Origin of the sequence: Marinibium conchae, from assembly GCF_015595035.1 — a bacterium.
Classification (GTDB): domain Bacteria; phylum Pseudomonadota; class Gammaproteobacteria; order Enterobacterales; family Alteromonadaceae; genus Glaciecola.
Genome location: NZ_JADNRN010000002.1, coordinates 704,725 through 727,583, shown reverse-complemented (window position 1 = coordinate 727,583; position 22,859 = coordinate 704,725). Strand labels below are relative to the sequence as shown.

At 44.4% G+C, this 22,859-nt stretch carries 17 protein-coding genes; 8 read left to right on the top strand and 9 right to left on the bottom strand.

What is annotated here, in order from left to right; translation table 11 throughout:
• Positions 1-23: 23 nt before the first annotated feature.
• The 4 genes from glnG to glnA all read right to left on the bottom strand — a co-directional run bounded on the left by glnG (position 24) and on the right by glnA (position 4,751).
• Positions 24-1,430, bottom strand: a complete 1,407-nt coding sequence (glnG, locus tag ISG33_RS10855; RefSeq protein ID WP_305040889.1) for a nitrogen regulation protein NR(I) — start codon at positions 1,428-1,430, stop codon at positions 24-26.
• Positions 1,423-2,520 carry a nitrogen regulation protein NR(II) gene (glnL, locus tag ISG33_RS10850; protein WP_195733608.1) on the bottom strand — a complete coding sequence of 366 codons (1,098 nt, stop codon included), beginning with the start codon at positions 2,518-2,520 and terminating at the stop codon, positions 1,423-1,425. Before glnL ends, glnG begins: the two co-directional genes overlap by 8 nt.
• A gap of 137 nt (positions 2,521-2,657) precedes the next feature.
• Positions 2,658-3,209 (bottom strand): DUF4124 domain-containing protein, encoded by a 552-nt coding sequence (locus ISG33_RS10845; RefSeq protein WP_195733607.1) that lies wholly within the window; start codon positions 3,207-3,209, stop codon positions 2,658-2,660.
• Between the two features lie 132 nt (positions 3,210-3,341).
• Entirely contained in the window at positions 3,342-4,751 is a 1,410-nt protein-coding gene (glnA, locus tag ISG33_RS10840) for a glutamate--ammonia ligase (RefSeq protein ID WP_195733606.1), read from the bottom strand.
• A 511-nt stretch (positions 4,752-5,262) separates the two neighbouring features.
• On the opposite strand from glnA, the gene ISG33_RS10835 reads away from it, so the two are divergent.
• Genes ISG33_RS10835 through ISG33_RS10825 form a run of 3 tightly spaced genes read left to right on the top strand, consistent with a single transcriptional unit; the run spans position 5,263 to position 7,059 of the window.
• Positions 5,263-5,895 carry a YceI family protein gene (locus tag ISG33_RS10835; protein ID WP_195733605.1) on the top strand — a complete coding sequence of 211 codons (633 nt, stop codon included), beginning with the start codon at positions 5,263-5,265 and terminating at the stop codon, positions 5,893-5,895.
• Between the two features lie 4 nt (positions 5,896-5,899).
• Entirely contained in the window at positions 5,900-6,481 is a 582-nt protein-coding gene (locus tag ISG33_RS10830) for a cytochrome b (protein ID WP_195733604.1), read from the top strand.
• Positions 6,482-6,507: 26 nt separating this feature from the next.
• Entirely contained in the window at positions 6,508-7,059 is a 552-nt protein-coding gene (locus ISG33_RS10825; RefSeq protein ID WP_195733603.1) for a YceI family protein, read from the top strand.
• Between the two features lie 110 nt (positions 7,060-7,169).
• On the opposite strand, the gene ISG33_RS10820 is transcribed toward ISG33_RS10825, so the two are convergent.
• Both ISG33_RS10820 and ISG33_RS10815 read right to left on the bottom strand, forming a co-directional pair.
• Positions 7,170-7,616 carry a hypothetical protein gene (locus ISG33_RS10820; protein WP_195733602.1) on the bottom strand — a complete coding sequence of 149 codons (447 nt, stop codon included), beginning with the start codon at positions 7,614-7,616 and terminating at the stop codon, positions 7,170-7,172.
• Between the two features lie 202 nt (positions 7,617-7,818).
• Positions 7,819-8,439 (bottom strand): histidine phosphatase family protein, encoded by a 621-nt coding sequence (locus ISG33_RS10815; RefSeq protein WP_195733601.1) that lies wholly within the window; start codon positions 8,437-8,439, stop codon positions 7,819-7,821.
• Between the two features lie 272 nt (positions 8,440-8,711).
• Here ISG33_RS10815 and typA point away from each other — a divergent pair, with 272 nt between their 5' ends.
• From typA to ISG33_RS10790, 5 genes are all read left to right on the top strand, one after another.
• Entirely contained in the window at positions 8,712-10,541 is a 1,830-nt protein-coding gene (typA, locus tag ISG33_RS10810; RefSeq protein WP_195733600.1) for a translational GTPase TypA, read from the top strand.
• Between the two features lie 182 nt (positions 10,542-10,723).
• The gene (locus tag ISG33_RS10805) at positions 10,724-11,782 is read left to right on the top strand and encodes an efflux RND transporter periplasmic adaptor subunit (protein WP_195733599.1); all 1,059 of its coding nucleotides are present in this window, start codon (positions 10,724-10,726) and stop codon (positions 11,780-11,782) included.
• A complete protein-coding gene (locus ISG33_RS10800; RefSeq protein ID WP_195733598.1) occupies positions 11,775-14,894 on the top strand; it encodes an efflux RND transporter permease subunit in 3,120 nt (1,039 codons plus the stop codon). Before ISG33_RS10805 ends, ISG33_RS10800 begins: the two co-directional genes overlap by 8 nt.
• Before the next feature lie 108 nt (positions 14,895-15,002).
• Positions 15,003-16,127 carry a MalY/PatB family protein gene (locus ISG33_RS10795; RefSeq protein ID WP_195733597.1) on the top strand — a complete coding sequence of 375 codons (1,125 nt, stop codon included), beginning with the start codon at positions 15,003-15,005 and terminating at the stop codon, positions 16,125-16,127.
• Positions 16,128-16,240: 113 nt separating this feature from the next.
• Positions 16,241-18,247 carry a TonB-dependent receptor plug domain-containing protein gene (locus ISG33_RS10790; protein WP_195733783.1) on the top strand — a complete coding sequence of 669 codons (2,007 nt, stop codon included), beginning with the start codon at positions 16,241-16,243 and terminating at the stop codon, positions 18,245-18,247.
• A 29-nt stretch (positions 18,248-18,276) separates the two neighbouring features.
• Here the strand turns inward: ISG33_RS10790 and ISG33_RS10785 are convergent, their stop codons facing one another.
• Genes ISG33_RS10785 through ISG33_RS10775 form a run of 3 tightly spaced genes read right to left on the bottom strand, consistent with a single transcriptional unit; the run spans position 18,277 to position 22,844 of the window.
• A complete protein-coding gene (locus ISG33_RS10785) occupies positions 18,277-18,807 on the bottom strand; it encodes a DUF4920 domain-containing protein (protein ID WP_229333535.1) in 531 nt (176 codons plus the stop codon).
• Entirely contained in the window at positions 18,804-20,021 is a 1,218-nt protein-coding gene (locus tag ISG33_RS10780; RefSeq protein WP_195733596.1) for a saccharopine dehydrogenase family protein, read from the bottom strand. The genes ISG33_RS10785 and ISG33_RS10780 overlap by 4 nt, the downstream gene beginning before the upstream one ends.
• Entirely contained in the window at positions 20,022-22,844 is a 2,823-nt protein-coding gene (locus ISG33_RS10775; protein ID WP_195733595.1) for a M16 family metallopeptidase, read from the bottom strand.
• Positions 22,845-22,859: the final 15 nt, after the last annotated feature.

Sequence of the window (22,859 nt, the reverse complement as noted above, 5' to 3'; positions counted from 1 at the left end):
TAGAGCTAAAAGCTTTGCCAAAACTATTCAATATCAAGTTCTTTCAGCTTACGAGTAAGAGTGTTTCTCCCCCAACCTAGCTTCTTAGCTGCATCTTGTTTATGCCCGTGGGTATATTTGAGTGCTCTCTCAAGCAGTATCTTTTCGAAAGTCCCTACTGCATCGGCCAATATATTGTCTTTACCAGAGCTCAGTTGCTCGTCGGCCCAGGTGGATAACAAAGATGCCCAATCACCTTCGGGATTAGCTGGCATAAGCTCATCTGGCCCCGCCATCAGCTCGGGGGGAAGATCATTCGGGTGGATCTCTTGGCCGCTGGCCATTACCGTTAACCATCTGCAGGTATTTTCTAGTTGTCGTACATTGCCTGGCCAGCTCAGTTGAGACAGTGTTTTTGCAGCAGCTTTGCTAAGTACTTTGCCCTCAACACCCAACTCTTTTGCTGCTTTGACTAAGAAGTGAGATGCCAAAATGGGAATGTCTTCGCGTCTCTCGTTCAGAGACGGAATATGAATGCGTATCACATTTAGACGATGGTACAAGTCTTCTCGGAATTTACCCTCCGCAACCCGTTTTTCTAGGTTTTGGTGAGTCGCGGCAATAATTCTTACATCAACACTCACTGGGTTGTGCCCCCCCACGCGATAAAACTGCCCATCGGCAAGAACGCGTAATAGTCGGGTTTGCACATCAATTGGCATATCACCTATTTCGTCCAAAAATAAGGTACCGCCATTTGCTTGCTCAAAACGCCCTTGCCTGGCAGCTGCAGCGCCTGTAAATGCACCTTTTTCATGGCCAAACAATTCTGACTCAACAAGATCCGCTGGAATAGCTGCCATATTTAAGGCCACGAAGGTATTGCTTGCCCTTGGACTATGTTTATGTAAAGCATGCGCGACGAGCTCTTTACCCGTGCCTGACTGCCCATTGATTAACACACTGATAGAAGAGCGAGATAGGCGTCCCACGGCTCTAAACACTTCCTGCATTGCCGGCGCTTCACCAATAATTTCAGCAGTTGGGCTCTCTTGCTTTACTTGCTTTAGCTTATTTTGCTCGTTGGCATGCTCAATAGCTCTTTTCGTAAGGGTAACTGCTTCGTCAACGTCGAAGGGCTTTGGTAAATATTCAAACGCACCACCTTGATAGGCGTTTACAGCGCTGTCTAGGTCGGAGTGAGCCGTCATAATAATTACGGGCATATCAGGGTAGTGTTGATGAATTTCATTCAGCAAAGTCATGCCGTCCATTTGTGGCATTTTTACATCTGAAATCACGATTTGCGGTGACTGACCTGATTGAATCTGTAATAACAGGTCTTCTGGGTTCTCAAAACTAACACAGGCAATATTGGCTGCTTGCAAAGCCTTTTGCAGCACCCATCTTATCGAACTGTCGTCGTCAACTATCCATACTGGTTCATTCATAAGTATCCGTCCTTTTTCTGATTGGCAAATACAGCGTAAATTCGGTGTAGCCGGGGTAGCTCTCTACATCGATTTTGCCATCATGATGATCTGTAAGTGTTTGTGCTATTGATAAGCCTAAACCGTTGCCGTTTTTCTTAGTGGTAACCATTGGGTAAAAAAGTGTGTCTTTCAGTTCTCTTGGAATACCTGGTCCATTATCAATAATGCTAATCAAAGCGCACAAACCGTGTCTCTTGCCTTTAATAACTGATTGACGTTCCACCCTTGTCTTTAGGGTAATAGCAGCGTTAACGGTCTTCGCTGAATTCATGGCTTGCATACTATTTCTGGCAATATTTAACAGTGCTTGTTGCAACATATCTGGGTCAACGTAGAGCTCTGGTATTGACACATCATAGTCGCGCGAAAATATAATGTTGTGACTAACATCTAACTCAATAACTGAGCGCACTTTTTCAATAATTGCGTGAATATTTACCCATGAAAATTGAGGTAAAGAGTTCGGCCCTAACAAGCGATCAACTAAGTTGCGCAAGCGGTCTGATTGATCCACGATCATTTGCGTGAACTCTTTATGCTCAGGGTTATCAAGTTCTTTTTCCAAAAGCTGTGCGGCGCCTCTGATGCCACCAAGCGGGTTTTTAATTTCATGCGCTAGCCCGCGAACAAGTTCTCTCGCCGCACGCTGTTGTGCATGTTGCTGTGTTTCTTGAGTAATTTTCTTTTGTTTATCAATTTGCCGTATTTCAAGCAACATCAAGCGCTGATCGTCAAGATTGAAGCAAGTTGCCGTAATATCGGTTAATACACACCTGCCATCTTTAAAACATAGCTGCACTTCAGTTTCACTGAAATCTTCACGGTTTTTGATGGCATCCTCAAAAGTGCTGCGCTCCAAACCATCATCTAAGAAAAAATCATAAAACTTTTTATCGTGGATCTGTTTAAGGCCAGTTTCAAGCAGGGCTAAGGCGGCATCGTTCACATACAAGATGTCAAAATGCTCATCCATGATGATCACAACGGTTTTGAGCATATTTCTCAGCTCAATTGGTGATAAATTTAGTGATGCTAGTCTGTCTTCCATATCGCCCTCGCGCAATGCACCATATCTGTGCAACGCACTATATTAGTCAATGTTAAACGCAATGTCTGCACAACAAAGGAAAAACCTCACCATAGGCACCGTAGGCTTGTGGCTAAGTAGTTTGCTAGCAGATAAGCTTAATTTGAATTATTTTGAGGCTTAATAAGCACAGATGGTTTGTGAATAAAAAAGCGTCTTACTTCCGACGATGCAATTACCTTGCCTGAAGTCTCAACGAAATTTATTTGGTAGGAATACTCGCCTCGCTGCAGGTCTTCAACAGTGAATATACCTGAGGTAGAGCGCAGTTTTTTATCTTGTAGGCTTAGTTCAAAATAACCTTTAGCACTTGGCGAAATTGACGCGCTGATGTTAACCGTGCCGCTTGTATTACGCACGGTTGCTCCAGGGCTAGGCGAAGATACATTCAAACTGTACTGAACGGTCTTCTTCTTCGTTATCACTTTAGCTTGTTTAGTTTTGGCTATAGGGTTTTCAACAACAGTGGTGGTATTTGACGAAAAATCTACTTCGATTGCACCAGGAGAGGGAGTATCGGAATAAGTTACTGTGCCATCTTTATTGATGGTTTTATAAATCTTACCTGCAGACACAGGAGATGAAAGCAGCATAGCCGAGGCTAGGCAAGTCATTAGAACAGCGTTTTTTAAATGGGTAATCTTATTCATAGTCTACATTGTAGTCTTTTATCGAAAAAAAAAAAGCCTGTCGAGACAGGCTTTAGCATTTTTTAAGTCTTTCCGATAAGTTCAGTCTATATTCATAAAGAATGACCTAACAAATCAGTTAAGCCTAAGCGCTTATACGCTGTAGTACATTTCGAACTCAACAGGGTGAGTTGTCATGTTAAGCTTTTCAACTTCATCAGATTTTAATGCAATGTAAGCGTCGATCATGTCGTCACTCATTACGCCACCAGCAGTTAAGAAGTCGCGATCTGCATCTAGTGCTGCAAGTGCTTCTTCAAGTGAACTTGCCACTTGTGGTATTTGCGCTGCTTCTTCTGCAGGTAGGTCGTATAGATCTTTGTCCATAGACTCGCCAGGATGGATCTTATTCTTGATCCCGTCAAGACCAGCCATAAGCATTGCAGTGAATGCCAAGTATGGGTTAGCTGTTGGGTCAGGGAAACGTACTTCAATACGACGAGCTTTGTCGCTAGTAACGAATGGAATACGGATAGAAGCTGAACGGTTACGAGCTGAATAAGCTAGCATAACTGGCGCTTCAAAACCTGGAACCAAACGCTTGTAAGAGTTGGTTGACGCATTTGCAAAAGCATTGATTGCTTTAGCGTGCTTAATAATACCACCAATATAGAACAATGCCTCTTCAGAAAGACCTGCATATTTGTCACCAGCGAAGATGTTCTTGCCATCTTTACCGATTGATTGGTGACAGTGCATACCAGAACCATTATCACCTACAAGCGGCTTCGGCATGAAGGTTGCTGTTTGTCCGTAAGCGTCAGCAACGTTGTGCACAACATACTTATAAATTTGAATTTCGTCAGCTTTCTTAACCATGGTGTTGAACTGGCAAGCGATTTCATTTTGGCCAGCGGTAGCAACTTCGTGGTGATGCGCTTCAACAACTAAGCCCATTTCTTCCATAACCAAGCACATTGCTGTACGAGTATCGTGAGCTGAATCAACAGGTGCTACTGGGAAGTAACCACCTTTAACGCCAGGACGGTGGCCTTTGTTGCCGCCTTCGAATTCGGCACCAGAGTTCCAGCTAGCTTCTTCTGAATCAATTTTGTAGAAAGAACCTGACATGTCTGTGTGGAAACGAACATCATCAAATAAGAAAAATTCTGGCTCAGGACCAAACAATACAGTGTCACCAATACCGGTCGACTTCAAATACTCTTCAGCGCGTTTTGCTACAGAGCGTGGGTCGCGGTCGTAACCTTGCATAGTAGACGGCTCTAAGATGTCACAAGTGATGTTTACTTGTGGCTCTTCAGCAAAGGGGTCGAGTACAGCAGTGGTCGCGTCAGGCATAAGAACCATGTCAGATTCGTTAATACCTTTCCAGCCAGCAATTGAAGAACCGTCGAACATTTTACCTTCTTCAAAGAAGTCTTCATCGATTTGGTGCGTAGGAATTGAAACGTGTTGCTCTTTACCTTTTGTGTCTGTAAAGCGTAAATCTACAAATTTCGCTTCGCTTTCTTTAATAAGTTCTAATGCCGACTCAATTGACATAATGTCCTCCAATATTTAAATGTCGTTGTAGTGAAAGTCCTTCGCTACAAAATCAAAAACTATTTTACGTTTACCATTCTTGGGTGTTCGTATAGCTCTGGTAACCCATAAGCGATTATCATGCCAGATAGTCATCTAATAACAAGCCTTAATAACACTCGCCTGGCCGCGAAATCTTAGCTCACGATGGCAACTTTATTGCACCACAAAGATACACCACCGCACCAAGATGAAGCAAAAAAAAGACAGTGGGCGTTATTGCAACCTTTTGCTCATTTTAGAGTATTAAGTTCTTGAAGCACAAAAATAACGATATTGAGCTAAAATGTTGGTTGTTGAGCTGAAGTTGTTTTACCAACTTGTCGGTCTAGGACATGCATACCACAATAGCCATAGACGAATACAAACAGACACTCAGACGAAGCTGCCAAGCCACCTTCGCCACAAAAAGCACAGATGTTTGGAAAAAGTTCTCAAATAATGAGAAGTCATCAGAAAAAATGGAGTAAGAATGAAAGCACTTAAAATTATATTGTTAACTACGACGATAAGTCTTGTAGGTTGTATTTCATGGGTCTTTGCCAAGAGCCCGTTCAATGATATGCCCAAAGGAGATTATGCAGTCGACCTCAGCCATGCGTCAGTTGTATGGAAAGTGTCGCATTTGGGATTATCTGATTACGTGGCACGCTTTGCTGATTTTGATGCCAATATTCAGTTTGATCCATCAAATCTTGAAAAGTCGGTCGTCACTGCGTCTATCAATCCAATGTCGATTCAAACAGCCTATCCAAACGCCGAAGAAAAAGACTTCAACATGGTGCTGGCGACAGAAAAAGGTTGGTTCAATGCAGCCGACTACCCCTCAATTGATTTTCGGTCAACCTCAATCGACATGACAGGTGAAAAAACAGCAGTAATGCAGGGTGAGTTGACGTTCTTAGGTGTAACCAAAGCTGTCAGCCTAGATGTTGAGTTCAATGGCGCAATGCTTCGCCAGCCTTTCAGTGGCAAACCTACCATGGGCTTTTCGGCCACGACCATTATCAAACGGTCTGATTGGGGTATGAGCAAGTATGTACCAAGCATTGGCGACAATGTTGAAGTGATGATCGAAGGCGAGTTCGCAAAGGTTGACGATTAATCTGATGGCCAGCGCTTTACACTCAGTGCCTTCTCGCTACCACAGTATTAGTATTGTGTTGCATTGGGCCGTCGTATTGGGTCTGATATTTATGTTTATCAGTGGCATAATGATGGTCTATGTGGAGATGAGTAAAGCTGAACAATACAAGCTTTTTCAGATACATAAGGCGGCTGGTGTCGTCATGCTCTGGGCAATCGTAGTGCGAATTGCAGTTAGATTATTGACAACATCGCCTACTCCGCCCTCTGAGTTGAGTGCTAGCGACCTTAAAAAAGCAACATTAGGCCACATAGCACTTTACACTGCCTTGGTGCTAATGCCACTCTCGGGCTGGCTAATGGTATCGGCTAGCCCATTTGGCTTACCTACTTTTGTCTTTGTTGATTGGATAAAATGGCCCCATATATCTGGCGTAGCTAGAAATAAAGCGATTGAAAGTGCCGCGAATAGCACTCATTGGATTACAGCCATCGCGCTATTTATACTAATCATAGGGCATATTTCAGCTGTCATTTGGCACAAGAAAGTACATAAAATTAACCTACTCACACGCATGTGGTGGCGTAAAAAACCAAGCGAGTAATTAACCTTTATTAAATAAGAGATGAAATGAAATACAGACAACGCATCATCAACTCCAGTAGCTTAGTTCTATTATCTTTGTTAGCGCTTATGGCTACACAGCTTCAGGCACGTGAAACACTCAAGGTATCTTCGAAAGACAGCGAGGTTGTATTCTCTGGCGAACATGCTGGCATGACCTTTTCTGGCATATTCGAAAAATGGCAAGGAAGTCTGCGTTTGCCACCACTAGAGAAGCCAAGTATCGAAGCTGAATTCCACCTTGGATCTGCGAACACTGGCGATGCCACATACGACAGTACTTTGCCCGAGGGTGACTGGTTTGACGTAAAAAACCACCCCAAAGGGAAATTCAAGAGTACGACAATCATATCAAAAGGTAGCGACTTTGAAGTACAAGGTAAACTGACGCTTAGAGGTATTGAACAAGCCGTGGTATTTGTACTGCAAGACAAAGGCGATAGCTACGAAGCAAAATTTGACATCAACCGCCTCAAATACAAAATAGGTATGGAATCCGACCCCGAGGCAGAGTGGGTAAGCAAAACAATTAATATGCACATGACTCTAAAAAAGTGAGTGATAGCCGACCGTGAGCACTGTATAAATAGGCCACCATCACTGTTAGGGTGATGGTGACCATATTCTCATAAATTCAGCTCTACATTAAAGCCAATTTTATACAATAACTAAGTATAAATGCTCAGAAGAGACTGCCCCTCTGGCAAACCAAATTTTTGGCTCAAAGTTTCAGCTAGGCTTCCAGAGGTTTCCGACGAAGATGTGTCGGAAAGGCCATCAAGATAGTCAACAACAGATGACAAGTTACTTGCTGATGACTGTGGTGGTGGTCGTTGCTCGCGTGCTCCCCCTACTCCAGCTAAATCCCCAAGTTCTCTTGCATCAAATCCAGATTCGGCAAGCAAATCTGCAAAACCTGCACTGGGTTTTATTCCGGCTTCAGCGAAACTATTAACAATATCTGATGCGTCTTGCTCAGTAAGCTTATTTGCATCATAGGATGAAAGCGTTTTTTCGATGAACTCGCTTTGCTCACTCGAAAGCTCACTAGAGGATGAATTTTTTGGAGGTGGTGGTGGCCGAAAACTGGCGCTACCGCTTATTGAATCAATCATAGGATCTACCTTTTAATTAAATTAAGTTTATGCGTGTACTAGGCATTCACAACCTCTTATGCATCTTGTAGTCCATACTTCTGATTCACCTACTTGTGTCATCTCCTTTATACCAGTCTCACCTGTACTCGAACACCATAACGGAGCTATGAGGTTAAAGGATGGAGATAATGTGGAGAAAGTATGGAGATGACAGCGGTGATTAAACCGCGCCTAAGTTACTCGACAGCGCTACTGAGTGAATGTCTAAATGCGAGGTATCGCATAATAAAGGCATGTCGCTAAGATCATGGCAGTTTATTTTCGTCACGCATGTATTCTTGACGTCTATGGTGCTCAAAATAGACTCTGGTAGCTTGAGAATTTCGCTGAGCACACAACGCACAACCAAACCATGTGTCATAACAAGCAAATGCTCATGCTCTGATTGCTGCTTTGCTAGTTCAACAAGCTCTCCCCAAACTTTCTGAATACGCTCCACAAATTGTGGGTAGGCTTCTCCATTTGCAGGTTTATAGTCTTGTGCAAAGAAATCAGCGTCAATGTCATCATAGGCAAGCCCACGAAGATCACCAAAGTCACGTTCTCGAAGCATTGGCTTCAGCGTCAAGCTCACACCCAAGGCATCAGCAAGGGGCAAAGCCGTTTGTTGTGCTCTTTCATAATCGCTGCACAGTATTTTTGTAATGTTTGTGTTTGCGTAAACTTTTGCAAAGGCATTAGCTTGATGTGGGCCTAGCGTTGATAGTGGCGTTGAAGGTTTTTGTACAATTCGCGCTATGTTGCCAAGCGTTTCGGCATGCCGAGCGAGGTAAATCCACACTTTTACATCTCCATTTCTTAGTGGGCGATAACTAAGCAAGGTAATAAGCAAGGCACATTGGAGCAAAATAAGTAGTTTGCGGAATTAATCCAATTAATCCTTAAACAACCGACACTTAACTTAGCAATTCGCGGCGTAGCAAAGGCATACCAGAAAAATTTCACACAAACACCGCAAACTTATTCGCTAATTGCGCAATAACTCTGTACAATCCGCGCCCAACAATCCTAGGGTGATTTTTCCCTGCGTATTATATTTTTTGAGAGTAAAACATGTCTTCATCCATTGCAAATTTGCGCAACATAGCAATCATAGCGCACGTCGACCACGGTAAAACAACCCTAGTTGATAAACTTCTTCAACAATCAGGCACATTGGAAAGCCGCGGCGAAGCCGAAGAGCGAGTAATGGACTCGAATGATATTGAAAAAGAACGTGGTATTACCATTCTTGCAAAGAATACAGCAATAAACTGGAACGATTACCGCATTAACATTGTTGACACCCCTGGGCACGCCGATTTCGGTGGTGAAGTTGAGCGTGTTATGTCAATGGCAGATTCCGTTCTTCTTTTAGTAGATGCGCAAGAAGGCCCAATGCCACAAACGCGTTTTGTGACTCAAAAAGCATTTGCACAAGGTTTAAAGCCAATTGTTGTTATCAATAAAATTGACAAGCCAGGTGCTCGTCCAGATTGGGTTATCGACCAAGTATTTGACCTTTTCGATAACCTTGGAGCAACCGACGACCAGTTAGACTTTAACGTTGTATATGCATCAGCACTTAATGGCTGGGCATCGATGGATGCTGATGAGAAGAGCGAAGATATGACGCCGCTTTTCCAAGCTATTGTTGATCAAGTAGAAGCGCCAAATGCTGATCCGGAAGGCGGATTCCAAATGCAAATATCGCAGCTTGATTACAACTCTTATGTGGGTGTTATCGGTGTTGGTCGAATTACCCGTGGTACTGTGAAAATTAATCAGCAGGTAACCATCGTAACAGCAGACGGTAAGCAACGTAATGGTAAGGTAGGTAAAGTACTTGGCTACTTAGGTCTCGACCGTCACGATGTTGAGTCGGCGGCTGCGGGTGACATCATTGCAATCACCGGTCTAGGTGAACTGAAAATCTCAGACACTATTTGTGATATCAACGAAGTTGAAGCATTGCCACCTTTGTCAGTAGATGAACCTACGGTAACAATGACCTTCCAAGTAAACACCTCACCTTTCGCTGGTAAAGAAGGTAAGTATGTTACCTCTCGTAATATTCTTGAGCGTTTACAAACTGAATTAGTACACAACGTTGCATTGCGTGTTGAAGAAACAGCAGATCCCGACAAATTCCGTGTATCAGGTCGTGGTGAACTTCACTTGGGTATTTTAATTGAAAATATGCGTCGTGAAGGCTACGAATTAGCTGTGTCACGCCCCGAGGTAATACTCAAAGAAGAAAACGGTCAATTAATGGAACCGTACGAAACATTAACAGTTGATGTTGAAGAACAACATCAAGGCGCTATGATGGAACAGCTTGGTTTGCGTAAAGCAGAAATGACCGATATGTCTCCAGATGGCAAAGGTCGCGTGCGCATTGACTTTGAAATTCCAAGTAGAGGTCTAATTGGTTTCCAAACAGACTTCATGACAATGACTTCTGGTTCTGGTTTGCTTTATCACACATTCGACCATTACGGCCCTCATAAAGGCGGTAATATTGGTCAGCGTAAGAACGGTGTTCTTATTGCTAACGCTACCGGTAAAGCCTTAACTAACGCTATATTCAATCTTCAAGAACGTGGTCGTATGTTCATTGGTCATGGTGTTGAAGTATACGAAGGCATGGTTATTGGTATTCACAGTCGTGACAATGACCTTACCGTAAATGCCCTTAAAGGAAAGCAACTTACCAACGTTCGTGCTTCTGGTACTGATGAAGCGCAAACACTCGTACCGCCTATCGTTTACACCTTGGAACAGGCGCTAGAATTCATCGATGATGACGAGCTAGTTGAAGTAACACCTGAGTCAATTCGTATTCGTAAAAAGCTCTTAACTGAGAATGAGCGTAAACGCGCGAGTCGTCCTAAGAAAGACTAAATTATAAAACGCTAACAGCGCTTATAGAATGACGAAAGCCCAAAGCTTAATAAGCTTTGGGCTTTTTTATTGCTAATCCATTCAGCGCAATGTCTTAAGGCTTGCAAAGTAGTGTAAAGATTTGATCTAGGCAACCGTAGCCAGCGTATTCTGGCCTACATAATCAACCTTATCCGAGTTTTATGATCAAGCTATACCACTATTTACGCATTTTCGCCTTCATCGCCCTCACCACAAGCGTGACAATACCAAGTGTTAGCGACGCGCAGTCGAGGGGTGGTCGTGGCGACTCGAAAACTCAGGTTATAGTAGCCCCTTTGGCTTACCAAACACAACAATCAAACCTTGAGGCGGTAGGCACCGCTGAAGCAAGAAAGTCGGTTAACTTATTTGCTGCGGTAAGTGAAAGAGTTACATCGGTTAACTTTCAACCGGGTCAGCTTGTTGAAAAGGATAGGATATTAATCACGCTTTACAACGAACGCGAACAAGTAGCACTGGAAAGAGCGCAAATAAGTTTGAAAGATGCCACTAGAGAGTACAACCGCCTGTTGGAAAGCAAACAGAAAGGCGCTGCCGCTCAAAGCCAAGTTGATGTTGCCCAAACTACGCTAGCACTGGCTAAAGTGGCTGTTAGAGAGGCTGAAGTTGCACTGAATGAACGCCTATTAAAAGCTCCTTTTTCGGGTATCGTTGGTTTTACCGATATTGAAGTGGGTGATCGAATCAGTCCTCAAACTTTGATTACGACAATAGATGATCGTGCCGAGCTATATGTGAATTTCACCGCGCCAGAGCTCGCGGTTAGTGTATTGAGTAATGATGCTAAAGTTACACTCACGCCTTGGCAAAGTAGAGATGTAGACATTAATGCCAAGATTGCCCAGATAGATTCTCGCATCAATGAGCAAAATCGCAGTATTCGTGTGCGTGCCTTGCTAGATAATAAAGATGACCAGTTTAGACCAGGCATGAGTTTTAGAGTGAAGTTGACGGTCGACGGACAACAATATGTTGCCGTACCCGAGGCTGCACTGCTGTGGAGCGCAACCGGCGCTTATGTTTGGCAAATGGTTGACGAAAAAGCAGTGCGTGTTGATGTAAAAATCCAGCAACGTTTACTGGGCACTATATTGGTCGATGGTGATTTCAATCCAGATGCTCCCTTGGTTGTCGAAGGCGTTCAGCGCCTGCGCAATGGACAGGAGCTGGAAGTAGCGCGAGTACAGTCTAATGTCTGATACAAACAAAGCCTCAATGCAAATTAACGATTTACCCTCCTTATCAATCAGACGACCCGTTCTGGTCATGGTGCTTAACCTGCTTATTATTTTGGCAGGTTTTGCGGCTATTGCTGATTTAGAAATCCGCGAGCTTCCGGACGTAGATAGGCCGATAGTATCAGTAAGAGCTGTTTTCCCTGGAGGCTCACCTGAAACAGTCGATAGTGAAGTCACCAGTCGATTAGAAGGCGCGGTTGCGCGTGTTAGTGGCGTGAAGTCGATTCGTGCTTCGAGCGAAGAAGGTTCGTCGCGCGTCAGGGTTGAATTTCGCCCGGGTATCAACCTTGAAGATGCAGCAAACGAAACGCGAGAAGCCGTTAGTCGAGTGCAACGAAGTCTGCCAGCAGAAGTCGAAAATTTATCAATTATTAAAGCCGACAATGACGCTCAGGCGGTAGTCAGTCTAGCGATAAGCAGCAATACCCTCGATATGGAGACCTTAACAGAACGGGTTGAAGTTGACCTAGCCCCGCTGTTTCTCAGTATTCCCGGCGTTGCCGATGTTTCGTTAAATGGTGAGCGTCAGCGGGTGATGCGTGTATCCGTTGATCCGCTTCGCTTGACTAGCTTCAACTTGTCGATGACCGACGTAGCCGCCGCATTGCGACTTGCCCCATTTGATGTGCCTGCTGGGAGTGTTAAGTCCCAAGACCAAGAATTAATCGTTCGCGCTGATGCAACGTCCATCAGTACTCAAGATATTGAGCAGATTGTCGTAGATGGTGATACTCGCATTAGCGATATCGCAAGTGTGTATTTTGGTCCAGCCGATGCTGGCAGTATTGTTCGCCTCGACGGTAACCCAGTTGTTGGCCTTGGTATTATTCGCCAAGCACGCTCAAATACTATCGAGATTTCAGATGAAGTTCTGGCCATGGTTGCTGACCTCGACAAGCGTTTTGCGGATATGAACATCGTAGTAACATCCGATGATGCTGAGTTCATACGAAGCTCAGTTGACGAAGTAATGTTATCGCTTACACTAACAATACTATTGGTTATTGCCACCTTGTGGCTCTTCCTTGGCACCTTTCGCGCCACCTTAGTGCCTGCATTATCAATTCCCGTGTCGTTGATTGGCGCATTGGTTATTATGTGGACGCTTGGTTTTTCTATCAACATCCTTACCCTACTAGCACTTGTGTTAGGTACCGGCCTGATCGTTGATGACGCGATTGTGGTGTCAGAAAATATACAACGTCGCCGTGCTCAAGGCTTAGGTGCACGAGCCGCTGCAGTATTAGGCACCCGTGAAGTGTTTTTCGCTGTTGTTGCTACCACTGCGGTATTAGCGGCTGTATTCATTCCGATTGCATTTTTGCCGTCAACGGCTGGCCGCTTATTCCGAGAGTTTGGAGGGGTTCTGGCAGGTGCCGTTATTATATCGTCATTTGTAGCACTGAGCTTAGTACCAGCACTAACGGCAAAGTTACCGATTAAAGCCAAACAAAGCGGTTTTTTTGCTAAAACATTAGGTGCATTCGGAACCAAAGTGCTGCAAGGCTACATGACCATACTCAAGCGCACGCTACAATTCTCATGGTTAACCGTTTTTATCTCATTAGCTGCTGCCGGTGGCGCGTTTTACTTGTATGACAAAGTTGAAAACCAGTTGCTTCCTTCCGAAGACAGAGGGTCAATTCGCGTATTTGCTCGCGGACCTGATGGCGTAGGCTTAAACTATATGAATCGCCAAGCCGAAAAAATCGAACAAATCCTATTGCCCTATGTGGAAGATGCAAACGTCGATTCTATCTATACCGTGGTTGGGCGCTGGGATCCTAATGTAGTATTTATAACCGTGCCACTTGAGCATTGGGAAGATAGAGACAAGTCTCAACAAGAAATCATTGACGAAATGCGTCCTAAATTACGCGGCATTCCTGGGGCACCGGCCAATGCATTCGGCTCCAACAGTTTAAATTTACGAGGCCAAGGTGGTGGGCTTGAGTTAGCACTTACTGGCGACACATACGAGAGAATATATGAATCTGCTCTTGCGTTTGCTCAAGTCCTTGAGGAGCGTCTACCAGAATTAGGCCGACCCGATATTAGCTACCAGCCAACTCAACCTCAACTACGCGTTAATATAGATAGACGCAGAGCAGAAGAGTTGAGTGTACCATTTACAGATATTTCAACCACACTTCGCGTCGCGATAAATGGAGAAGATATTGCTGACCTAAACATTGGCGATCAAGCTGTGCCTCTTATTCTACAAAGTAGTAATCGCACCAATACGGCACCTTCGGATCTCACTAACTTATTCGTGAAGTCTAGCAACGGAAATCTTGTTCCTTTATCCAGTCTTGCCTTTATAAGCGAAGAAGGCGTTGCAGCAGAACTCGAAAGGCATGCTCAGCGAAGGGCAATAGAAATTGAACTAGAACTGCCTGATAGTATTACGATGGCCGATGCTGTTAATCAGATCCGCGCTCTTGCCAACGAAAGCCTACCTGATGGCATTGGTCTTGTGTTTCAAGGAGAAGCCCTAACCTTTGAGGAAACATCAAACCAAGTTGCGATGACTTATCTGTTTGCCTTCATTATTGTGTTATTAGTATTGGCAGCGCAGTTTGAAAGTATCAACAGTGCGATTATCGTTATGATTACCGTTCCCTTTGGAATAGCGGCTGCAATATTTGCGCTATATTTAACTGGCACCTCCATCAATATCTACTCACAAATCGGTTTAGTTATGTTGATAGGTCTGCTAGCAAAAAATGCGATTTTACTTGTAGAGTTTGCTGATCAACTGCGCGACAGAGGTTTACAAGTTAACGATGCCATCGTTGAAGCTGCGGCTGTTCGCTTGCGTCCGATTATGATGACGCTCATGTCGACTATACTGGGGGGCTTACCGCTCATTCTATCAACCGGAGCTGGCGCAGAAGCAAGAAATTCTATTGGTTGGGTAGTGTTTGGCGGCTTGGGCATTGCCGTTGTATTTACACTATTCTTAACGCCGGTGCTCTATAAACTTATCGCTCGCTTCTCGAAGCCTCGTGCTGATGAAAGCAAGCGTTTGGAAACCGAGCTTGCCCATGCAGAAATGAAGGGACAGAACTAAAAACGCGGGGCTATAAAAGACAATTACATATGATTTATAGCCACTTGTTCTTTAGAAAATTAAGTACATACTCTACACTCACTGCACATCAATATAGTGAGAATAAACATGAACTTCAGTAGCAAGCCCGACCGCTCATCTTCAAAAGCTTACAAATGGGAAAAATACAAAGGCACTGACATTTTGCCTATGTGGATTGCCGACACTGAGTTTCGTTGTGCCTCTCCTATTCTTGAAGCCTTACATGCGCGTGTTGACGACGGTTTGTTTGGTTATACCCTTCCAGCCCATCACAGCGAAGCACTCGATGCTATTGTTGATTGGTGTAAACGACAATACTCATGGTCGATACAAGCTGACTGGATTGTATGGACGCCCGGAGTTGTGCCAGCTTTCAATGTAGCCATTAAAGCCAACTGCAACCCGGGTGATACAGTGATTGTGCAGAGCCCTAATTATCCTCCTTTGCTTGCTGCTCCTGCCATCAATGGAATGCAGCGAGCAACAGTCGATACGATTGAAATAAATGGAAGGTGGACCTTAGACTTTGAGGCCTTAGAACTAGCAGCAGCGGACCCAAAGGCTAGCCTGTTCATTATGTGCAACCCAATGAACCCTGTAGGTTCAGTACTCACACAGGCCGAGCTCGACCGTGTTGCAGACATTTGTAAGCGTCATAACGTGCGCTTGTGCTCCGACGAAATTCACTGTGACTTAATTCTCGATGATGTTAAACACCTCCCGGCAAGTGCTCATGCTGAGCTAGAAGAAAACTCGATTACCCTTATGGCTGCGAGTAAAACCTTTAATGTCGCCGGCTTAGGAACCTCATTTGCTATTATTCCAAACAGCAAACTGCGAGCGAGTTTCAACAAAGCATCGCGCGGCATTGTTCCTTGGGTGACGGTAACCGGTTTAGAAGCCACTAATGCGGCATTTAGACACTGTGATGATTGGCATCAAGCTGAGCTCGCCTACCTAAAAGATAATCGCGACTATTTAGTAGCAGAAATTAACAAAATCGAAGGGCTTAAAGCTAACCGCCCTGAAGCAACATTTTTATTGTGGGTTGACGCTTCTGGCTTACATGTTGACGACACCCAAAAGTGGGCAGAGAGCAAAGGCATTGGACCTTCACCCGGTCGTGATTTTGGTGCCAAGTCTTTTTTCAGAATCAATTTTGGTTGCTCGAGAGAGTATTTAGTTGAAGCAATAAATAAACTAAAATCCTAACATTCGACTATAAGCACCATCGTCGCTATTTCTGACTAATATTGAGGATAGATTTGTACACTCTGCCTAAAACCTTTTCTCACTCCTTATGTGCTAGCGCCGTCGCGCTAGCTATGGTGTTTTCTCCTTATGCCAGGGCTCTACAACAAGTAAACGATGTCGATACTCATGACGCTGAGCAACATGAGCATGAACATGAACATGAACACGAGCATAAACACACTTTGGAATCCATCATAGTGCGAGCAACCAGAACCGGTGTTGCATTGAGTGACGAGCCTGTACGAGTGCAAGTGATTGTGGGGGAGGAAATCCAAGAAAAAGCCATGATGCGACCCGGTAATATTTCTATGCTAGTAGCAGAAACAGGTGGTGTTAGAGTGCAAACAACCTCGCCTGCCTTGGGAAGTGCAAATATTAGGCTTCAAGGTTTATATGGTCGCTACACACAACTGTTGAGTGATGGCTTACCTCTATATGGCGGTCAATCAGCTTCGATTGGCTTACTTCAGATTCCTCCCACTGATTTGGCCAGCGTTGAAATCATTAAAGGCTCAGCCTCCTCGTTATATGGCGGCTCGGCGATGGGAGGCGTGATCAACCTGATATCTCGTAGACCCACAGGCGACAATGAAGCTGAACTGCTGGTTAATCTAACATCTCGCGATGGTCAAGACCTCACCGCTTATGCCGCGACTCAAATTGATAAGGGTATAGGTGCATCAATTACGGCCGGTTTGCATCACCAAGCCTCTGTCGATCTTGATAAAGACGGATGGATTGACCTTGCTGGTTACGAAAGAGTAACTGCCCGACCCAGACTATTTATTGAAACCGATAACGGTAGCTCTGTTTATTTCACCGCAGGGGTGATGCAAGAGTCGAGGCGAGGTGGCACGCTAGCAGGTACCACGGTTGGTTCGGTTGGCAGCCCTGACTTCGGGGGATTTGTACAGCATCAAGATAGCGAACGTGTTGACGCTGGTGTTATCGCTGAGGGCTCACTATACGATAGCGTGAATTGGCATTCTCGCGCTTCGCTCATGCTTCAAAAGCACAACAAAGAATTTGGAAATATATTTGAAGATGATCGTCATGAAAGCTATTTGATTGAAAGCAACTTGTCGGGTTATAGCGACCGCACACGCTGGGTAGCTGGAATCGCATTTCAATCTGAACGCTTCGACTCTGAGCAGTTTTCTCAGTTTAATTACCGCTTTGATACACCCGGAATATTTGGCGAGCTTGAGCATGAATTTAGCGACATTATATCGGGCTCAATTAGCGCAAGACTTGATGAACATAGCGAATATGGAAGCCAATTGAGCCCAAGGGTATCTGTGCTTTATCGACCATCAAATTTTAATATCCGGGCATCCTATGGGCGAGGTTTCTTTGCGCCCACCCCGTTTGTTGAGGCAATAGAAGCGGCCGGCTTATCACGTTTAGACTCCCTTAACGACATTCGAGAGGAGAAAGCCACAACAGCATCAGTAGATATTGCCTATGCGCACAATAGTTTTGAAAGTAGTGTTACGCTGTTTAGCTCTTCAGTAGATGGGGTTACCGAATTGCTCCCGTTGTCTACCCAGAATAATGACACTTTTGATCGAGTACGCTTAGTCAATAACCCGGGAGAGTCACGTATATATGGCTCTGAACTTCTTCTTCGCTACAAGTACGAGGCACTAAAACTTACCGCTAGTTATTTATACCTCGACGCTACAGAATCAATAGCTCCTACAGGCAGTAACCAAGGTACAAGGCAACGGATCGCGCTCACTCCTGAGCACTCGGCTGGATTTGTTGCTATGTGGGAAGAGCACGGCAAGTTCCGTCTCGGTTTTGAAGCTTACTATACTGGCAAACAAAGGCTAGACAACAACCCATTCCGAGACGAAAGCAAATCGTATTGGCACCTTGGCCTATTAGGCGAAATCACGAAGGGCAGAGTGAGTTACTTTATTAATTTTGAGAATCTATTGAATATCAGGCAAACGAAGGAAGACTCGCTTGTACTGCCTAATCGCGCAGCTGATGGACAATGGACAACTGATATATGGTCTCGCAACGATGGTTTTGTTGTTAACGGTGGTATCAGAGTCAACTTTGGGCACTAGCCTCGTGGCAAGTGCCCTGATAGTGTGAGTTATAAAGCTTTTGGGATTCTGACCGAGCTTGCTACTATTTCGTAAACCTTGCCCGCTTGTATTGATGCGGACAAAGCCGAATCGCTGCCTAAATCTGAGCGATAGTGCGCAGCTTGCTCTTGTGATAACTCCTTCTCTACTAGCTCACCTTCCAGCCTAACAATTCGGCCAGCAGTATCTGTCGGTATAAAAAAAGCATAGTCTTTGAAAGACACTCGCATGACAGTATCGCCGTCTTGAGCAATGAAGAAGCAGCCTTTCTTTTGGCACACTTTTGCTATTTTGGTATCTACTTGAAAAGCAGACTTAAGATAATTTTGCGGGTTCGACGCTAGGGTTTTTAACTGCAGTTTTGGTGAAGAGTTACTCATCACTGCACCAAAGGTTTCCGTTTTTTCGTCTTGCACGAGAGGCTCAGACAAGCGAAGCACCTGCTCGCTGACTTGCGCTTTTCCCGTGGATTCGATGCTTGTTTTATCGCCACTCAAGCTGAGTGATATGAGTAGGCTAAGAGCGAGGGATGTCATCATTTTTTAGTCTCCAATTCTTCTATCGACACACCGGCATGTTGTGCCAAGCGTGAAATTAACTTATCGCCCATGGCAGATGCTGGTGTCCAAAAACCGCCTTTAAGCTCGGGAATATCTTTACTTAAACACAGTACCGATTGCGCTAGCATTTTTGCCGTTGAACCATAGCCGGGATCACGATCACCATACACTTTGACACACAAGTCGTGACCATCGATATTTGCATAAAAGCGCATATCGAACATACCCGAAAGTTGTTCTTCTTCACTCGGCCCTTCTCCCGGTTTTGGCAGTACTTTATTTGCCAGAAAACGCCTAAGCGGTGATATGCTTGCTGCCACCATAAAAGCCCCTAGGCCAAGGGTAAAAGTCCATGCTTGAAACCCAGTTTTTGCCGTCATTGCTTCGTCATATCGAAAATTTTCGCCATACAAATTGTTTTGTAAGGCATTACTTCGATGTACTATTCTTTCGTTAATAGCGGCCATCACGAAAGGCATGGTCCACACCTTCATGGCATTGTCATATTCAGCCTTTTTATGATTTTTCTGACGTAAAGTGAAGCCATGCTCTGGTGGACACAATACATAGGGGTTTACCAATACTTTTCGCAAAGCTGGGTTATCTTTCGCTTCTTTAATCACATTAAGCATACTGGCAATAGTGCCACCAGACGCTGCGCCTTTAATTCTACGCACCCGCATTTTTACGCTATCAGCCGCTCTCGAGTAGCGCTCAATGGCTAAGTGTTGAAGCTTAAAAACACCTAAGTCTGAGGGGATAGAGTCAAAGCCAGTACAATGCACAATACGAGCACCAGACGCTTTTGCATCGTTTTCGTACTTCTCGAGCATTGCCTTTATCCACTGTGGCTCGCCGGTGAGATCACAGTAGTCGGTGCCGCTTTGAGCACACAGTTTAACTAATGTTTCACCATAAAGCGCATAAGGACCCACGGTGCTCACTATCGCTTTAGCCTTCGAGCATAAGTCGGATAACGCAGCTTCGTCATCAGCATCAGCAAGAAAGTGCGCTACCGATTGAATATTTAGGCGCTCTTTCAATTCAAGTAACTTGGTTTCGCTCCTTCCAGCAATCGCCCACGTAAAGCTCTCAGCCTGGTAAGACGCTAGGTATTCCGTCATTATTTGGCCAACAAAAGAGCTCGCGCCATATAGAATAAAATCGAAGCGGTGTTCGTTAGTTGAAGTCATTTACAGTTTATTCCCATCGGTGTCTAACAAAATTGGTTTTCCGTAACCCAGCGACTCCATTCGAGATAACTGAGTTGCCGCATCTCCAACCACTAGGTAAATCATCTCTTGCTCGGCTAAAAAGCTGTCGATAGCATTGTGCATATCAACTAGCTTAGCATTCATTACAAAGTTCTGTTCTTGCTCTATGTAGTTTTTATCTTTATCGAAGCTACTTATCGTTTCCAACATACGCAATAAGCTATTTAAGGTTTCAAAACGACGAGCATTGCTTTTTATTGTCATGTTTCTAGCAACACTTAAGTCTTCTTCAGTGAATGTAGCACGATAATTACCAATCAGGTCTTTGAATACCTCCAATGACTCTAAGGTGACGTTTGTTCGCACTTGAGAGGAAGCAATAAAGGGGCTCTGATAACCAGTCGCGGGCAGATACGAATATGCGCCATAGGTGTAGCCTTTTTCGATTCGTAGGGTTTGAGCCAAGCGAGCACTGATGCCTCCGCCTAAACGCATATTAGCGAACTGGATAGGATAGAAATACTTGTCATCACCGGCCACAGAGGCTTTACCAACGTAGATCACCGACTGTTTTGCGTTGGGTAAGTCGATAAAATATAGCTTAGGCTTTTTCACGTTTGTTATCGATGGCTGCGTGGGTAAAGCAATTTTCTCCCCCTGCCATGCTGAAAGCTGGCTTAACCCCTTTTCAACTTGACTTTGCTTAACATCACCCACGATATGGAAGCTCGCATTTTTCGGCGTAAGGTAGTTTTTGTAATAGGCTTTTAAATCGTCAAGGGTAATAGCAGCCACTGTAGCTGCTTTGCCACCAGTAGCTTGCCCACCCAGATGCTCTTCACCATAGAGTTGCTTCAAAAATGCTTGAGAGGCTATGCTATTGGCGTTGCCTTTGCTTTGTTGAATACTGGTTAGACGGCGTGATTTTAAACGCTCAAATTCGGCTTTATCCCACCTTGGTTGCATTATCATTTCATTTACTAAGGCCAGTGTAGCTTCAAAATTCTTAGCCAGCGCGTTACCTCGAATAACGACACTTTCTTTGCCACTCGATATTCTCAAACTTGCCCCCAACAAACCAATGGCTTCTTCCAATTGCTGAGGCGTTTTATTAGCCGTGCCTTCGTTCATTAGCTGCGCCATTAAGAAGGCGGTACCTAATTTATCCGGCTTATCAAAAGCTTGACCACCTTCGATGGTAATGCTGAAATTAACAAGGGGTAGCTCCGTTTGCTCGATACCAAGCACACGCATGCCATTTGCTGTGCTACTTTCCCAAACCAAAGGAATACTTAGCGCAGGCAACTCAGTAAGTGGTGGTTCGCTTCTGTCGTGTTTTGTTTCTGTTTTTTCAAATACAACTTCATCATTTTCTACAAATTTCTGCTCAGCATTTTGTTTAATTTCCTCTTCAACCACCGGTGCTTTCAACGAGTCGCTAACAATCAAGTCGATGCCACCTTTTGGCACAAAGCTGGTGATAATTGCAGGTTTATTGTGCACATATTTTTCGAATACACGCATGATATCTTCACGGCTTACCGCGGTAATGTTGGCAATATCTTGTTTTATGAAATCAGGCGAGCCCGCATATTCGTTATAGATCCCCAACTGCAGTGCTTTATCAAGAATACTCTCAATCGCATAGTAGAATGAGGTTTCCGATTGCGCTTTGATTTTTGTGAGTTGATCGTCAGTAAAACCCTCAACCGCAAAAGTATCAAGCGCACTTAATATTGCCTTATACACATCATCAAGTTTTACGCCGGAATTGGCACGAACTCGAACGGTAAAAGTGCCAGCGATTTCCTCGGCACGATGATAAGACGAAACGCCTGGCGCTTGTTTATTTTGCTCCACGATCACCTTGTATAAGGCTGAGTTTTTGCCACTGGATAACAGACTTCCAAGGGCATCAAGAGCATAAGCGTCCTCATGGTATTGTTCCACCGTAGGAAAGGTTAAGCGTATTTCTGGAAGCTTGGCAAAGTTATCAATGTGATATAGCTTTTTACTCTCTTTGAGTGTTACCGGCATCGGTTTCATTGGCTCGACAGGTTTACCCGCTTTTATCTCACCAAACCAACGTTCAACTTTTTGCTTTGTTTCTTCAATATCTATGTCGCCAGCGATTACCAAGGTAGCATTGCTGGGTACATAGTAGGTGTCATAAAACTCTTTTACGTCGGCTAATGTTGCTGCTTGAAGATCCTCTAAATCACCAATCACTGTCCAATTATAGGGGTGAGAGCTTGGATATAAACTCTTTTTAATCACATGACCCGTGTGGCCGTAAGCACGATTATCAACTCGCTGACGCTTTTCATTTTTCACCACCTGCTTTTCTCTTTCGAGAGTACCTTGGTCGACGGTGTTTATCATGTAACCTAAACGATCGCTGTCTATCCACAATAATTTATCGAAAGCATCTTTCGGTACCACTTCATAGTAAATGGTACCGTCGCTCCAAGTGCCACCGTTACGAGTGCCGCCAAGCTCTGGGATCATCTTCCGATTAGCCCCTTTTGGCACGTTTTCAGAATCGTTAAAAGACATATGTTCGAAGAAATGAGCAAAGCCGGTACGTCCGGGCTTTTCTCTGTTGGACCCAACATGCACAACTGTAGCCATGGCCACAATTGGGTCAGAACTGTCTTGATGGAGAATGACCTTTAAACCGTTGTCTAATTCATACTGCACATAATCAACAGTAAAGCCATCTTCGGTGTCGCCAGTGCTGCAGGCTGAGATGAAACACAAGGAAAGCATTGATATCGCAAGAGCCGATAATATTTTTTTCATAATTCTTATTTTTAG

What these genes read in the sequence shown, in the direction of transcription:
- glnA (WP_195733606.1), bottom strand. Translation starts at nt 4,751, where the DNA reads ATGTCAATTGAGTCGGCATTAGAACTTATTAAAGAAAGCGAAGCGAAA.
- ISG33_RS10800 (WP_195733598.1), top strand. Translation starts at nt 11,775, where the DNA reads ATGTCTGATACAAACAAAGCCTCAATGCAAATTAACGATTTACCCTCC.
- typA (WP_195733600.1), top strand. Translation starts at nt 8,712, where the DNA reads ATGTCTTCATCCATTGCAAATTTGCGCAACATAGCAATCATAGCGCAC.
- ISG33_RS10825 (WP_195733603.1), top strand. Translation starts at nt 6,508, where the DNA reads ATGAAATACAGACAACGCATCATCAACTCCAGTAGCTTAGTTCTATTA.
- ISG33_RS10805 (WP_195733599.1), top strand. Translation starts at nt 10,724, where the DNA reads ATGATCAAGCTATACCACTATTTACGCATTTTCGCCTTCATCGCCCTC.
- ISG33_RS10835 (WP_195733605.1), top strand. Translation starts at nt 5,263, where the DNA reads ATGAAAGCACTTAAAATTATATTGTTAACTACGACGATAAGTCTTGTA.
- ISG33_RS10790 (WP_195733783.1), top strand. Translation starts at nt 16,241, where the DNA reads ATGGTGTTTTCTCCTTATGCCAGGGCTCTACAACAAGTAAACGATGTC.
- ISG33_RS10830 (WP_195733604.1), top strand. Translation starts at nt 5,900, where the DNA reads ATGGCCAGCGCTTTACACTCAGTGCCTTCTCGCTACCACAGTATTAGT.
- ISG33_RS10820 (WP_195733602.1), bottom strand. Translation starts at nt 7,616, where the DNA reads ATGATTGATTCAATAAGCGGTAGCGCCAGTTTTCGGCCACCACCACCT.
- ISG33_RS10845 (WP_195733607.1), bottom strand. Translation starts at nt 3,209, where the DNA reads ATGAATAAGATTACCCATTTAAAAAACGCTGTTCTAATGACTTGCCTA.
- glnG (WP_305040889.1), bottom strand. Translation starts at nt 1,430, where the DNA reads ATGAATGAACCAGTATGGATAGTTGACGACGACAGTTCGATAAGATGG.
- ISG33_RS10780 (WP_195733596.1), bottom strand. Translation starts at nt 20,021, where the DNA reads ATGACTTCAACTAACGAACACCGCTTCGATTTTATTCTATATGGCGCG.
- ISG33_RS10795 (WP_195733597.1), top strand. Translation starts at nt 15,003, where the DNA reads ATGAACTTCAGTAGCAAGCCCGACCGCTCATCTTCAAAAGCTTACAAA.
- glnL (WP_195733608.1), bottom strand. Translation starts at nt 2,520, where the DNA reads ATGGAAGACAGACTAGCATCACTAAATTTATCACCAATTGAGCTGAGA.
- ISG33_RS10785 (WP_229333535.1), bottom strand. Translation starts at nt 18,807, where the DNA reads ATGATGACATCCCTCGCTCTTAGCCTACTCATATCACTCAGCTTGAGT.
- ISG33_RS10775 (WP_195733595.1), bottom strand. Translation starts at nt 22,844, where the DNA reads ATGAAAAAAATATTATCGGCTCTTGCGATATCAATGCTTTCCTTGTGT.